This is a genomic window from Actinoplanes sp. G11-F43, assembly GCF_050589265.1.
Classification (GTDB): domain Bacteria; phylum Actinomycetota; class Actinomycetes; order Mycobacteriales; family Micromonosporaceae; genus Actinoplanes.
Genome location: NZ_JBNZCE010000030.1, coordinates 59,645 through 73,637, shown reverse-complemented (window position 1 = coordinate 73,637; position 13,993 = coordinate 59,645). Strand labels below are relative to the sequence as shown.

13 protein-coding genes are annotated in these 13,993 nt (G+C 70.4%); 4 read left to right on the top strand and 9 right to left on the bottom strand.

Annotated elements, in window-relative coordinates; genetic code table 11:
• Positions 1–177: 177 nt before the first annotated feature.
• Entirely contained in the window at positions 178–1,365 is a 1,188-nt protein-coding gene (locus ACQ0O7_RS33040; RefSeq protein ID WP_430787994.1) for an acyl-CoA dehydrogenase, read from the top strand.
• Between the two features lie 130 nt (positions 1,366–1,495).
• Here ACQ0O7_RS33040 and ACQ0O7_RS33035 read toward each other — a convergent pair whose 3' ends face one another.
• The 3 genes from ACQ0O7_RS33035 to ACQ0O7_RS33025 form a co-directional block, all read right to left on the bottom strand.
• On the bottom strand, positions 1,496–1,915 hold the full coding sequence (locus ACQ0O7_RS33035; RefSeq protein ID WP_430787992.1) for an SgcJ/EcaC family oxidoreductase: 420 nt from the start codon (positions 1,913–1,915) through the stop codon (positions 1,496–1,498).
• 36 nt (positions 1,916–1,951) lie between these two features.
• A complete protein-coding gene (locus ACQ0O7_RS33030; RefSeq protein ID WP_430787990.1) occupies positions 1,952–2,395 on the bottom strand; it encodes an SCP2 sterol-binding domain-containing protein in 444 nt (147 codons plus the stop codon).
• A 109-nt stretch (positions 2,396–2,504) separates the two neighbouring features.
• Positions 2,505–3,296 (bottom strand): helix-turn-helix domain-containing protein, encoded by a 792-nt coding sequence (locus ACQ0O7_RS33025; RefSeq protein ID WP_430787988.1) that lies wholly within the window; start codon positions 3,294–3,296, stop codon positions 2,505–2,507.
• 574 nt (positions 3,297–3,870) lie between these two features.
• On the opposite strand from ACQ0O7_RS33025, the gene ACQ0O7_RS33020 reads away from it, so the two are divergent.
• Together ACQ0O7_RS33020 and ACQ0O7_RS33015 are read left to right on the top strand one after the other, a co-directional pair.
• Positions 3,871–5,907: an MMPL family transporter gene (locus tag ACQ0O7_RS33020; protein WP_430788080.1), complete on the top strand. Its 2,037-nt coding sequence runs from the start codon at positions 3,871–3,873 to the stop codon at positions 5,905–5,907.
• A 46-nt stretch (positions 5,908–5,953) separates the two neighbouring features.
• Positions 5,954–6,610 carry a DUF899 domain-containing protein gene (locus tag ACQ0O7_RS33015; RefSeq protein WP_430787986.1) on the top strand — a complete coding sequence of 219 codons (657 nt, stop codon included), beginning with the start codon at positions 5,954–5,956 and terminating at the stop codon, positions 6,608–6,610.
• A gap of 49 nt (positions 6,611–6,659) precedes the next feature.
• On the opposite strand, the gene ACQ0O7_RS33010 is transcribed toward ACQ0O7_RS33015, so the two are convergent.
• From ACQ0O7_RS33010 to ACQ0O7_RS32985, 6 genes are all read right to left on the bottom strand, one after another.
• Positions 6,660–8,213 (bottom strand): 4-hydroxyphenylacetate 3-hydroxylase family protein, encoded by a 1,554-nt coding sequence (locus ACQ0O7_RS33010; protein ID WP_430787984.1) that lies wholly within the window; start codon positions 8,211–8,213, stop codon positions 6,660–6,662.
• A 75-nt stretch (positions 8,214–8,288) separates the two neighbouring features.
• Positions 8,289–9,197, bottom strand: coding sequence for a VOC family protein (locus ACQ0O7_RS33005; RefSeq protein ID WP_430787982.1), 909 nt, complete (start codon positions 9,195–9,197; stop codon positions 8,289–8,291).
• 209 nt (positions 9,198–9,406) lie between these two features.
• Entirely contained in the window at positions 9,407–9,694 is a 288-nt protein-coding gene (locus tag ACQ0O7_RS33000; protein WP_430787980.1) for a putative quinol monooxygenase, read from the bottom strand.
• 49 nt (positions 9,695–9,743) lie between these two features.
• Positions 9,744–11,351 (bottom strand): MFS transporter, encoded by a 1,608-nt coding sequence (locus ACQ0O7_RS32995; protein ID WP_430787978.1) that lies wholly within the window; start codon positions 11,349–11,351, stop codon positions 9,744–9,746.
• A 64-nt stretch (positions 11,352–11,415) separates the two neighbouring features.
• Positions 11,416–12,678, bottom strand: coding sequence for an RNA polymerase sigma factor (locus tag ACQ0O7_RS32990; RefSeq protein ID WP_430787976.1), 1,263 nt, complete (start codon positions 12,676–12,678; stop codon positions 11,416–11,418).
• Entirely contained in the window at positions 12,675–12,974 is a 300-nt protein-coding gene (locus tag ACQ0O7_RS32985; RefSeq protein ID WP_430788079.1) for a YciI family protein, read from the bottom strand. The genes ACQ0O7_RS32990 and ACQ0O7_RS32985 overlap by 4 nt, the downstream gene beginning before the upstream one ends.
• A 213-nt stretch (positions 12,975–13,187) precedes the next feature.
• On the opposite strand from ACQ0O7_RS32985, the gene ACQ0O7_RS32980 reads away from it, so the two are divergent.
• On the top strand, positions 13,188–13,967 hold the full coding sequence (locus ACQ0O7_RS32980; protein WP_430787974.1) for an alpha/beta fold hydrolase: 780 nt from the start codon (positions 13,188–13,190) through the stop codon (positions 13,965–13,967).
• The last annotated feature ends 26 nt before the right edge of the window (positions 13,968–13,993 follow it).

The following is a 13,993-nucleotide window of genomic DNA, read 5'->3' as shown; positions in this document are numbered from 1 at the left end:
ACCTCGACCGTCTCATCGCGGGGGTCCGCCGGTCGTCTCCCCGATTGCGCTTGTCGCACCGGCCGGCGCCGGGTTCGGCATTTCCGGAGATGAAGACCGATCCGGCAGCGTGCGAGCCTGATTCGCGGTGGCGGTCACGGACCGCCGGACAGCCACGAGAGGCGAAGGAGAATCCCGATGGATGTCATTCAGCTCCCGTCGCGGACCGAACTGGTGGAGGGCGCGGCCCGGATCGTGCCGGCCCTGCGGGAGAACGTGGCCTGGGGCGAGACGAACCGCCGCCTGCACGACGACACGGTCGAGGCGCTGACCGAAGCGGGGATCTTCCGCCTGATGCAGCCCACCCGCTACGGCGGCTTCGCGGCCGGCGCCCGGACCACCGTGGACGTGCTGAGCGAGATCGCGCTCGGCGACCCGGCGGCCGCGTGGGTGGGCGGGGTCGGTGCGATCACCTCCTTCATGACGTCGCTGCTTCCGGACGAGGTGCAGGACGAGGTCTTCGGCGACGGGACGGCGCGGCTGTGCGGCACGCTCAGCCCGACCGGCATGGCCGTGCCGGTCGACGGCGGCCTGATGCTCAACGGCAAGTGGGCGTTCATCAGCGGGGCCCGGCACGCCACCTGGCAGGTGATCGTGGCGGTCGCGCCGGCGCCGGGACCGTCCGGCGAGTTCTGGCCGATTCTGACCGTGGTGCCGATGAGCGAGCTGGGACTCGTCGACGACTGGGACACCTCGGGCCTGCGGGCGACCGGCAGTGTCAGCACGGTGGCGGAGAACGTCTTCGTGCCGGGCAACCGGGTGCTGCCGCTGCCGCTGGTGCTCGCCGAGCAGTACGCCTCGGCGGCGAACGCGACGTCCCCGGTCTTCCGGACGCCGCTGTTGCCCACCGCCTCGGCGCTGTCGATCGGCCCGGTGTGGGGCATCGCCCGCGCGGCTCAGCGGGAGTTCCTCGACCGGCTGCCCGGCCGCAAGATCACCTACACCGGGTACGAGAACCAGCACGAGGCGCCGCTCACCCACCTCCAGGTGGCCGAGGGGTCGCTGCTCGTCGACGAGGTCGGGTTCCACAGCCGCGCGGTCGCCGATCTGGTGGACGGCAAGGGGGCCGGCGGATCCGCCTGGTCCGCGCTGGAGCGGGCCCGGGCCCGGGCTTCGATGGGGCGGGCGGTCCGGCTGGCGAAGGCCGCGGTGGATACCTTCGGTGAGGCCAGCGGCGGGTCGTCGATCTACAGTTCGGTGCCCATTCAGCGGCTGGTCCGGGACATCGCCGCGGTGAACCTGCACGGCCTCATGCATCCGAACACCAACGATGAACTGTACGGCCGCGTCCTCTGCGGGCTGGCGCCGAACACCCTCTATTTCTAATCGTCGGTCATCCGATGTCCGGCGCCGTTCACCGTCCGGTGGGCGGCGCCGTTTCCCGGCGATCCCCGCTATGAGACAAGGGTGTGACCCACGCCTTCCGGCAGCGGATCACACCCTTGAGCCGATGGTGTCAGCGCGGATCGCGCGGACCGTTCTGATAAACCGCCAGCCGCCACGTGCCACCGTCGCGCACCAGGATCCAGGAGGCCCGGATGGCGTCCTCGTCGGACAATTCCCCGGCGTCCGCCCGAATGACACCGCCCTCGGTTATCAGCGCCACCGCGTCGGCCGAGAGCGGTTTGACCTCCAGCGGTCTGCCGGTCACCCGGGTGCCCTTGTAGTGGCTCGCGAAGGCGGCCTCCATGAATGACCGGATCTCATCCCGGCCTTTGCGATAGAGACCGGGAAGGATCATTGTGCCGCCGTCCAGGAAGAGATCGGCGAAGGCGTCGGCGTCATGCTCGGCCCAGGCTTTGATCATGCGGGCCGGCACGGCGGCGACCGCCGCCTGGTCCGCGGCGGAGAACGCGTTGCCGGTGGTCGTGGTCATGGTGGCACCTTCCGGTCGGGGTAGCCGGGACGCGGGTCACGGCTTGGGCGGGTCGAAGAGGTTCGGGAATCTGGCGATCAGGCCGAGGTCTCCCCGGGTCCGGAGCCTGCCCCGGATCACCAGCGCCACGGCGTGCGCGTTGCCCGTGACGAGCTGCAGGTAGGACACCGCGCCCAGGGTGAGGGTGAGGTCGGGGACGCCGCCCGGGACCGGGGACACCACGCAGCGCCCGTCGGCGATCGTCATCTCGTAGTGGTCCTGCCCGCCGTCGCCGCGGTCGCCGACGAACCAGTGCACGGTGGCCACCAGTCCCTCGGCCCGGTCCGGCCGGAACACGTCCGGCATGCTGTGGAACAGCCGGTCGAGCAGCGCCCGGCGGTCCGGCCCGTGCACCAGCCCGGTCAGTTCGTCGGCTCCGGCGCCGGCCACGTAGCGGCCGAACGCCACCAGGTCCATCGTGGCGGGGTCGCTGGTATCCATCGGCGGCTCCTTCGGCAGCGGGACCGGCCGGCCCGGACGGCCACCGGTCCTGCCATCGATCCTGCCCAGGACGCCACCGGCCGTTCCACTTCCAGAGTGCGCCGGATCCTCAGGCCGCCAGCGCGTCGCCGGCCCGCTGCGCGGCCACCCGCTTGAGCGCCTGCTTGCGGGCGTCCATCAGGGCGAGCAGCACCGGCGGGTCCATGGCCTGGGCCGGGGCCAGCGTCAACTCGATCTGCAGGACGTCGTCGTGGTTCACCGTGAGCGGGCCGAAGCTGGCGACGTCGGGCTGCCCGGGACCGCTCTCGCCGTCGCGCACCGCGCCGATACTGGACTCCGCCGACTGGGCCAGCAGGTACCAGGTGCCCGGCGGCACCCCGGTGAAGTCATAGTTCCCGGGCAGTCCCAGCGCGGCACAGCGCACCGGCTGCCCCTCGGGGATGCGGTCCGGGAACAGTCCCACGAAGACACCCGGTGACCGGGCCGGATCACCGGTGATCCGGCCGAAGACCCGAGCGCCCCGGCCGGATTCGCGCCGGGCCGCCGTCGATGTGCTCACCTGGTCGATGAACCCCCGCCCGCGCCGGTAGGCGGTCGGCGACATGCCGACACTACGGCTGAAACGCGAGCTGAACGTGCCGACGCTGCTGTAACCGACCTTCAGGCTGATGTCCGCGACGTTGAGCGTGGTCGAGACGAGCAGACTCTTGGCCTTCTGCAACCGCAGCGCGGAGAGAAACCGGCCGGGAGAGACGCCGGTGGCCCGATGGAAGACCCGGGAGAAGTGGAATTTACTGAACAGCGCGGCTCGCGCCAGATCATCAACGGTGAGCGGTTCCGAGAAATTCTCCTCCATTGCTGAGATGGCACGCCGGATGGCGCGGTCCAGTGCGACGTCCATGACGGTCTCCCGATTTCCAGTGCAATAGGAAATAGGCGCTCAACGCTTCGACTTTGTTAATCCTGCGTTACCTACGCCATGACAGCCCGACGACACGCGCCGAGCCATGAACCCCCGATTCGCAACGCCGACGCTACCTGAGCCCTGGCGGCGACCGCAATAAAACAGCGACGCAAGTGAATGCTGTCCGCATCCGGCGTGCCAACACAGAGTTATGCCAACGATCAACATTAGATCGCCATTACGGTCATATCCCGTTTTAAGGCCTGGGGTTCACCGACGGGCACCGATGCCCGAATGGCCGCCTTTCGCGCAAGTCCCACCAGTTTCGGTGGACACCATCGACAAATAGGTGGACACCCATTTTAGGGGGGTCCCGGAACTCGTGGTCGTACACCGGCTTCCGGTTGTCGGTCTGAGCCGTCCCCACTCGTCGGTTGACGACAGGCACGGCGCCACCGGGCGCCACCGGCGAGGAATCGGAGTCGACGTGGATCGCGTACGTGGGTGGGGACGGCTGGTCTCCGGACGGGCCACCAAGTGGGTCGTCCTGGGGGCATGGCTGTTGCTGGTGATGCTGGCCGGGCCCCTGGCGGGCAAGGTCGGCGAGGTCCAGGAGAACGACTCGGCACAGTGGCTGCCCAGCGACTCGGAGGCCGCCCGGGTTCTCGACGAGATGCCGGCGTTCCTGGGCGAACAGGCCGCGCCGGCCATCGTCGTCTACGCCCGCCCCGGCGGTGTGACAAGCGACGACACGGCCCGCGCGACAGCCGACGGGCAGCGCCTGGCGGGTGTGGACGGCCTGGTCGGCTCGGTCTCGCCACCGCTGCCGTCCGAGGACGGCGCCGCGCTGAGCGTGGTGGTCCCGCTGAGCATGGCCGGCGACGGCTGGAACCAGAGCGCCGCCCGGGTCGAGGCCATCCGGGAGATCGTCGGCGACAGCGCCGGCGGGCTGACCGTGGCGGTCGCCGGGCCGGCCGCGATCTTCGCCGACCAGGCCACCGCCTTCGAGGGGATGGACGCCACCCTGACGATGGTCACGGTGGTGGTCGTGGTGGTGATCCTGCTGTTCACCTACCGGAGCCCGGTCCTCTGGATCCTCCCGCTGATCTCCGCCGGTCTCGCCCTGATGAGTTCCCAGGCGGTCATCTACCTGCTCGCCGAGCACGCCGGGCTGACCGTGTCCGGCCAGGGCTCGGGCATCCTCACCGTGCTGGTCTTCGGCGCCAGCACCGACTACGCGCTGCTGCTGATCGCCCGCTACCGCGAGGAGCTGACCCGGCGCGAGGACCGGCACGTCGCCATGGCGGTCGCGCTGCGGCAGGCCGGGCCGGCCATCGTGGCCAGCGCCGGCACGGTGGCGGCCGGCCTGCTGTGCCTGAGCGTCGCGCAGATGAGCTCGACCCGGGGCCTGGGCCCGGTGGTCGCCGTCGGCATCGTCGTCGGCCTGATCGCGATGATGACCCTGCTCCCGGCCCTGCTGGTGATCTTCGGCCGGTGGGTCTTCTGGCCCCGTAAGCCGCACGCCGGCGCCGTCGCGGACCAGTCGAACAGCATGTGGGCACGACTCGGCGCGGCGGTCGCCCGCCGCCCGCGCCAGGCCTGGATCGCCACCGCCCTGGCGCTGGCCGCGATGGCCCTCGGCACGCTGCAGCTGGAGGCACACGGCTTCTCCGCCGAGAACGCCTTCGTCGAGAAGCCGCAGGGCGTCCAGGCCCAGGAACTGCTGGCCCGGCACTTCGACGCCGGCGCTGGCCAGCCCGTCCTGGTCATCGGCGACGCGTCGGCGGCGCCCCGGATGCGCCAGGCGATCGCCGCCGTCGACGGCATCGTCGAAGTGAGCGAGCCGCAGGTCGACGGTGGGCGGGCGCTGCTCCAGGCCACGCTGGCCAGCCAACCGGACAGCGACGCGGCGACCGCCACGGTGGAGCGGGTCCGCGACGCGGTCGCCGCGGTGCCCGGCGCCGACGCCGTCACCGGCGGCAACACCGCCGCCACCCTCGACGTCAGCGTCGCGAGCGGCCAGGACAACCGGGCGATCATCCCGCTGGTGCTGCTGGCCATCCTGATCATCCTGGGCGTGCTGCTGCGCGCCGTGGTGGCGCCGATCATGCTGGTCGCCACCGTGGTGCTGTCCTTCGGCGCGGCACTCGGCCTGAGCGCGCTGACGTTCGAGCACGTCTTCGGCTTCACCGCGGCCGACACCTCGTTCCCGCTGTTCGTGTTCGTCTTCCTGGTGGCGCTGGGCGTCGACTACAACATCTTCCTGATGACCAGGGTGCGCGAGGAGGCCCGGGAACACGGTCCGGTCGACAGCGTGGTCCGGGCGCTGACCAGCACCGGCGGCGTCATCACCTCGGCCGGGATCGTGCTGGCCGGCACGTTCGCCGCCCTGGCGACGCTGCCACTGGTGTTCTTCGCCGAACTCGGCTTCGCCGTCGCGCTCGGCGTCCTGCTGGACACCATGATCGTCCGATCGGTGCTGGTGCCGGCGCTCAGCATCGACCTGGGCCGCACACTCTGGTGGCCGTCCCGCGCGACCGCGCCGGTCCCGCCCCCGCCGCCGCGCACACACGAAGAAGACACACCGGTCCCGGCCGGACGAGGCTGACGTCCATGACGTTCCACTCCGTCCCGACCCGTACCAGGAGGTCATGGTGAGCCTGCCCGAAGTGGTCTCCCGCGAAGTTTGGCTGGTGGCGCGGAAACGGTTCCTCGCCACCGAGAAGCAGCTGACCAGGGCCCGCGACGAGGTCAACGCCGAGCGGCGGCGGCTGCCGATGACACGCGTCGACGACGGTTACGTCTTCGACACCGCGGCCGGCCCGAGGAGTCTCCTCGACCTGTTCGAGGGGCGCCGTCAGCTCATCGTCTACCACGCCATGCCGTTCCGCGACGCCGACTCGTTCTGCAAGAGCTGCTCGTTCTGGATCGACAACATCGGGCACCCGGCCCACCTCAACGCCCGCGACACCTCCCTGGTGATCGACTGCCCGGAGCCGCTCGACAAGATCCAGAAGGTGGTCGACCGGATGGGCTGGGGCCGGCTCACCTGGACCTCGTCGGCGGGCACCGACTTCTACCGGCACCTGTGGGTGACCCCGGACGGCGCCCGCGAGGCACTACCGCCCGGGGTCAGCGCGTTCCTGCGCGACGGCGACGCGGTGTTCCACACCTACTCGACCCACCAGCGGGGCAGCGAGCTGCTGAACGGGACGTACATGTACCTCGACCTGACCGCTCTCGGACGCCAGGAGGACGGCCTGTCCTGGACCCAGTCCTGGCTGCGCTACCACGACGAGTACGACGGCTGAGCCGCCACACGGCAGGGCCCGGGACATCGCGTCCCGGGCCCCTCGTGGTTCACCGATGACGCAGGTCGTCCCGGACCCGGCGCAGATCCGGGAAGTCGGCCATGTCCGGCACGGTCCAGCCGTCCAGGTCGTACTCGGCCAGGCAGTCGTCGACGAACGACCGGTGCCGGTCCGCGTCCCCGGAGACCATCTGCGACATCAGCAACTCGATCCGGATGTTCTCGTGGTTGCCCGAGTAGTTGCGCTCGTAGAGCTCGTGCCGGCCGCCGAACTCGGTGCCCACCGCGTCCCAGAGCAGTTTCATCACCTTCACCCGCTCCACCGCGTCGGCGCCGCCGGAACCCCGCAGATACTTGTCGAGGTACGGGCGGATCTCCGGGTTGCCGAAGTCGGCGGCGCTGGAGTTGACGTAGATGAGGCCGCTGGCCACGTCCTGCAGGGCGATCTCCCGGATCCTCGGATACCCCAACTGCATGAACCAGCGGTACGCCATCCCGTACTGCGGATTGGGCAGCACCCCGCCGTTCTTCCACGGCACCGGATTGCGCGCCGACGCGTCCGACAGCGCCCAGAACAGATTGCGCCAGGCCAGCACCTCCCCCAGCCGGGCCTGCACACCCCGGAACTCGTGGGTACCGGTCAGCTCCAGCGCCTTGAGCAGGGCACCGGCCAGGAAGTCCAGCTTGACCGCCAGACGGGTGCAGCCGTGGAACATCGCCCGCTCGTTGAACCCGGAGTACCCGGTGAACCGGGACACCTTGCCGAGGTCGCCGTAGATGAAGACGTTCTCCCACGGGATCAGGGTCTGATCGAGGACCAGGATGCTGTCGTTCTCGTCCATCCGCGACGACAGCGGATAGTCGAACGGGCTGCCCATCACCGCGGCCGTCGCGCTGTACGACGGCCGGCAGATCAGCTTCAGCCCCGGCGCGTCCACCGGCACCGTGGCGACCAGCGCGAACTTCCGGTCCTTGATCGGCAGCCCGGAATGCGCGAGGAAGGTGTAGTGGGTCAGCACCGAACTGGTGGCGACCACCTTCGCGCCGCTGACCACCAGACCGGCGTCGGTCTCCCGCTCGACGTGCACGAAGACGTCACCGACCTGGTCCGGCGGCAGGCTCCGGTCGACCGGCGGATGGACCAGCGCGTGGTTCCAGAACAGCACCTTCTGCTGCGACTCCCGGTACCAGCGGCGGGCGTTGTCCTCGAACGGCCGGTAGAAGTCCGCGTTGGCGCCCAGCGTCCCCAGGAACGAGGCCTTGTAGTCCGGGCTGCGGCCCATGAAGCCGTAGCTGATCCGGGCCCACTCGGCGATGGCCCGCTGGTCGGCGACCAGATCGTCGGCGCTGCGCGGGGTGACGAAGAACCGGTGGGTGAACCCCGGCTCGCCGCAGTCGGTGGGCGCGGTCAGCACCTCCCGGCGGGCCGGATCGTGCAGCGCGTCGTACTGGCGTGCGGTCATCCGGGCCGGGTTGTGGAACGCCGGATGGGTGGTCACGTCCTTGACCCGGTCGCCGTACAGGTAGACCTCCCGGCCGTCGCGCAGGCTCTCCAGATACTCCTCGCCGTTCAGCGGACGGGTCGGGGTCGGCTCGTCAGGCACCAAGGTGTCCCTTCTCTCGGTTGCGGGACGGTCTGTCGGTTACGGGACGGTCTGTCGTTTGCGGGGCGGGCGACGTCACCGCGGGCTGTGCGCGCCGGTCATCAGGGCGGCCAGGTCGTCGGGGCGGATGAAGGAGGGCGGTGGCGGCGGTCCCCAGCTGTACATGCCGAGGACCCCCTCGAAGGTCTCCGGTGTCCAGAGCTGGTCCTCGACGATGCAGTCGGTGTCGGTGTAGTACTCGGAGAAGTTGCCGGCCGGATCCCGCAGGTACCAGAAGAAGTTCGAGCCGACGTGGTGCCGTCCGAGGCCCCAGACATGCCGCTCGGGGTTGTCCCGCAACATCTGCATCGCGCCCCGGCCCACCTCGTCGACGTCGGTGACCTGCCAGGACGTGTGGTGCAGGAAGTTCACCGGGGTCCGCAGCAGCAGCAGGTTGTGGTGCTCCTGGGTGACCCGCAGGAACGCGCCGGCCTCCTTCACCAGGTCGCTCACCTTGAACCCGACGCCCTCGGTGAAATACCGCATCGACGTCGTCCAGTCGACGGTGCCCAGCACCACGTGGCCGAGCGCACGCGGGCGGACCGGGCCGGACCGCATGATCCCCGGCGCACGGGCGCCGATCCGGTCCGGCCGGCCCGGGCCGTTGAACAGTGGCGGCGGCGCGTAGGCCATCGGGCGCCGCCGCTCGATGCGGAGAGTGACCTCGGTCCCGGAGGCCGGATCCATGGTCACCAGAGCGTCACCCCGGCGCTGGGCCGGGACACCGATCCGTTGGAACCGCGCGGCGGCCCGGCCCAGATCGTCCTCGTCGTCGACGCCGATGACGAAGCCGACCAGGCAGCGCATCGGCGCCGGGACCAGACGCAGTTGTGCCCCGCCCTCCGTGGTGGCGAACCAGCCGTCACCGACCGGTTCCAGACCGAACTCTGTGTAATAGGCACTGGTCTCGGCGACATTCGGAACACCGATCGTGACCGATGACATTCTGTGGGTCGGCAAGGTCGCACCCCGATCTCCAGCAGGAATCGAACGGGACGGGAATTGTCTCCGGAATTCCGACCTTACCGCCGGAACGGGCCCGCCGAACTTCTCCGGAGCCCACTGCCGAGAAGTGCGCAATCTCAAACAAAAGAATGCGGGCGCATCCACAAAATAGGGATGCGCCCGCATCTTCTCAGGTGGTGCTCAGCTCATCAGTACGGGGGAGCTGACTTGCTGATCTCGTGCTTCTGCACGTCACCACCGAGAATCTCGGAGATCGGAGCCGGCGGGTTCGCCACCGCACGCCACTCGTTCAGCGCCTCCTCCGATTCCCACAACTCGAACATGTTCACCCGGGCCGGATCCACCGGGTCGGCGGAGATGGCCAGATCGACGTTGCCCTTGGCCTTGCGGGCGCGCTCGACCAGGTCGGTGTGGCTCTCCACGACCTTGTCCCGGTCCTCAGCCGCGACCGTGTACCAACCAGCGATGATGAGCATCTCTGTTCCCTTCTCGTACGATTTCCGACCGATGGTGGTCTTGGTTCTGTCAGGAGCGGGCGCCGGAGTCGACGGCGCTCGCCGAGGGCGGTGCCGTCTCGGGGGCCGCTCCGCCGGGCGGGGCGAATCCGTCCCGCATCGGCTCGACGTGCCGCAGGCTCAGCCAGGTGAAGACACTGAGCAGGACGAACAACCCGCCGGCGAGGGTCACCGCCAGGTGCAGCCCGTCGGTGAAGGCCAGCCGCGCCGACGCGGCCAGTGCCTCACCGATCGCCCCGGGCGCCTGCGCGGCCACCGCGAGGGCACCGGCCAGGCTGTCCCGGGCGGCGTCCAGCGCGTCGCCGGCCAGCCCCGGCGGCACGGTCAGCTGATCCCGGTACACCGCGGCGGCGATGCTGCCGCTGACCGCCACGCCCAGCGCGACACCGAGCTGGCCGTTGGTCTCCACCGCCGCCGACGCCGAGCCGGCCTTCTGCACCGGAGCCGAACTCACCACGATGTTGGAGCCCAGCGACACCACCGGGCCGACGCCGGCCATCGCCAGCGCGGTGCCGGCCATCACGCCGGCCAGGCTCCCGTCGCCGTCCACACCGGCCAGGATGAAATAGCCGGTGGCGGAGATCAGCAGGCCGCCGGCCATCAGCCAGGCCGGGCGGACGAACCGCGCCAGCCCGACGCTGATCATGATGCTGAGCAGCATGCCGACCGCCGGCGGGCCGAGCAGCAGCCCGGTCTTCAGCTGCGAGAACCCGTGCACCAGCTGGAGGAACAGATTGATCAGCAGCAGGCTGCCGCCCTGCACGGTGCCGACCACGAGGCTCAGGCCCAGAGCCGTGCGCAGTGGCCCGATCGAGAACAGGCTCAGATCGAAGAGCGGATCGGCCAGCCGCCGCTGCCGCATCACGAAGAGCACGCCCATCACCACACCGGCCAGCAGGGCGACGGCGGCGGGCCACTCCCAGCCCTCGGTGGCCAGCTGCTTCACCCCGTAGATCACCGGGATGATCGCCAGCAGGGTCAGCAGAACGCTGGGCAGGTCGATCCGGCCCGCGTCCGGGTTGCGGAACTCGGGCAGCAGGAACGGGCCGGCCACCAGCATCAGCACCATGACCGGCAGGGCCAGCAGGAAGACCGAACCCCACCAGAACTGGGAGAGCAGCGCGCCGCCGATCGGCGGGCCGAGAACCGCGCCGCCCATGAAGCAGGCCGACCAGACGCCGATCGCGGTGGCCCGCTGTTTGGCGTCCATGAACATGTTGGTGAGCAGGGCGAGCGTCGACGGGGCCAGGGTCGCGCCGGCGATGCCGAGGGCCGCACGTGCGGCGATGAGCATCGGCGCGGTGGTGGCGAACGCGGCGACGACGGAAGCGACGGCGAACATCGCGCCGCCGATCAGCAGCAGGCGGCGCCGGCCGATCCGGTCACCGACCGTACCCATGGTGACGAGGAAGCCGGCCACCAGGAAGCCGTAGGTATCGATGATCCACAACTGCTGGGTGCCGGAGGCGCCCAGGTCTTCGGCGAGATCGGGCAGGGCCAGGTAGAGCACACTGAGGTCGAGTGACAGCAGAAGCGTGGGCAGGGCCAGGATCACCAGGCCCAGCCACTCGCGCCGGCCGGCGACCTGCTGCGCCCCCTCGTGCGGGCTCGCGTTCATGTCGGAGTCCTCTCCTTCCTTCGCTGCACCGACGAACGAGGAGGACCGAGACCGACAGCCCGGCTCAGATATTTTTCGGCGGGCCTCCGCCCGGTGTCACCTCGCCCAGCCGGCGCACCAGATAGCGGTGCTCCGCGCCGGTCGCGGCGAGTTCGATCGCCCGCTGGTACGCCTCGGCCGCCTCCCGCGGCCGTTCCAGCCGGCGCAACAGCTCGGCCCGCGTCGCCGGCAGCAGGTGGTAGCCGTCCAGCGACCCGGACGCCTGCAACGCGTCCACCAGGACCAGGCCGGCCGCCGGCCCGTCGGCCATGCTGACCGCGACCGCCCGGTTCAGCTCCACCACCGGGGACGGGACCCAGCGGGCGAGCTGTGCGTACAGCGCCGCGATCTGGGCCCAGTCGGTGTCCGCGGCGATCGGGGCGCGGACGTGGCAGGCGGCGATGGCGGCCTGGATCTGGTAGGGCCCCGGCCGGCCCCGGCGCAACGTCGCCTCCAGCAGCCCGATCCCCTCCGTGATCCGCTCGGTGTTCCAGCGGGTCCGGTCCTGGGCGTCCAGGGTCACCAGTTCGCCGGTGTCGTCGGTGCGGGTGGCGCTGCGCGCGTCATGCATCAGCATCAGGGCCAGCAGTCCGGCGGCCTCGGTCTCCTCCGGCATCAGGTCGGCCAGCACCCGGGTGAGCCGGATCGCCTCACCGCACAGGCCGTGCCGCACCAGCTCGGTGCCGGCGGTCGCCGAGTAGCCCTCGTTGAAGAGCAGGTAGAGGACGCCGAGCACAGCCGTGGTGCGCTCGGGCAGCGCCTCGGCCGGCGGCACCTGGTAGCGGATCCCGGCGTGCCGGATCTTGTTCTTGGCCCGGACCAGGCGCCGGGACATGGTCTGCTCGGAGACCAGGAACGCGCGGGCGATCTCCACGGTGCTGAGGCCGGCCAGGGTGCGCAGCGCGAGCGCCACCTGGGCCTCGAAGGCGAGCGCCGGGTGACAGCAGGTGAAGATCAGGCGCAGCTGGTCGTCGCGGAGGACACCGATGTCCTCCAGCTCGTCCTCCGCCTCGCCGGTCGCCAACGCCGCGACCTCCTTGAGTTTGGCCGTGCCGAGGGCCTGACGGCGCAGGACGTCGACGGCGCGGTTGCGGGCGGTGCGCATCAGCCACGCGCCGGGCCGCTCCGGGACACCGTTGTCCGGCCAGTTCTGCAGCGCCACGGCGAACGAGTCCTGGACGCACTCCTCGGCCAGGTCCCAGTCGCCGGTGATCCGGATCAGGGTGGCGACCAGCTGGCGCCACTCGTCCCGGAAGGCGACGGCGATCGCCGCCTGGACGTCCGTCACGCGTTCCAGAGCGGCCGGACCTCGATCGCGCCGAACCGGGCCGCCGGGTGCTTCGCGGCGATCTCCAGAGCCTCGTCCAGATCGGCGCACTCGATCACGTTGTATCCACCGATCTGGTCCTTGGTCTCGGCGAACGGGCCGTCGGTCAGCAGCACGTCACCGCCCCGGACCCGCACGGTCGTCGCGTCGACGGTGGGCCGCAGGCCGGCGCCGCCGCGCAGCACCCCGCGCCGCTGCATCTCGTCGGCCCAGCCGGCACAGGCCTGCGCCGAGTTGATCGGGCCGGGGACCGGCATCTGCTCCTCGTCGCCACAGATCATCAGCATGTACTGCAATGGATTCCCCCAGATGACGGGTCGGGCACGCCGACCCGCGGTTGCGCACACCACGAGATGCCGCAAAAAACGGCGGGTCGGGACACTCGACGAAGACTACCGGGATTTCCCCGGAACGACCGTCCTGACCGACCACACCCGCCGACCCGGACGGGTGGACACAAGGGAGTCACGATGACGACGACACGATCAACCGACGGGACCGCCATCGACTTCACCCGGTCCGGAACCGGGCCGGCCGTCGTGATAACCGGCGGCGCGCTCAACGACCAGGCGGCGATGGCACCACTGGCGGATCTGCTCGCCACCCGGTTCACCGTCTACAACTACGACCGGCGGGGCCGCGGCGCCAGCGGCAACACCGAGCCCTACCAGGTCGAGCGCGAACTGGAGGACCTGCGGCACATGATCGAGCTGGCCGGCGGTTCGGCGTACGTCTTCGCGAACTGCTCCGGCGGTGCGATCGCCATCGAGGGGGCGGCCCGCGGCTTCCCGGTCACCAAGCTGGCGATGTACGAGCCGCCGTTCATCATCGAGGGCCAGCGCCGCAAGGTGGAGGACCGGTACCGCGAGCGGCTGGGCCGGATGCTGGACGAGGGCCGGCGGGGCGAGGCGATCCGCTACTTCATGAGCGAGGCGGTGGAGATGCCGCCGGAGACGATCGCCCGGGTCGGCAGCAGCCCGGCCTGGGAGTGGCTGGAGGGCATGGCGCCGTCGCTGCGCTACGACGCCGAGGTGATGGGCGACTACCGGCTCCCGCTCGGCCGGATGGCCCGGATCACCTGCCCGGTCCTGGTGATGGACGGCGCGGCCAGCCCGGACTGGGCCCGCAACACGGTGCAGTCGCTGGTGGACGCCGCGCCGAGGGCGCAGCGTGAGTCGCTGGACGGCCAGGATCACAACCTCAACGCCGACGTCGTGTTCCCGGTGCTGGAGAAGTTCCTGGTGTCCTGAGGCGGGACCGGCAGAGGGGACCGGGC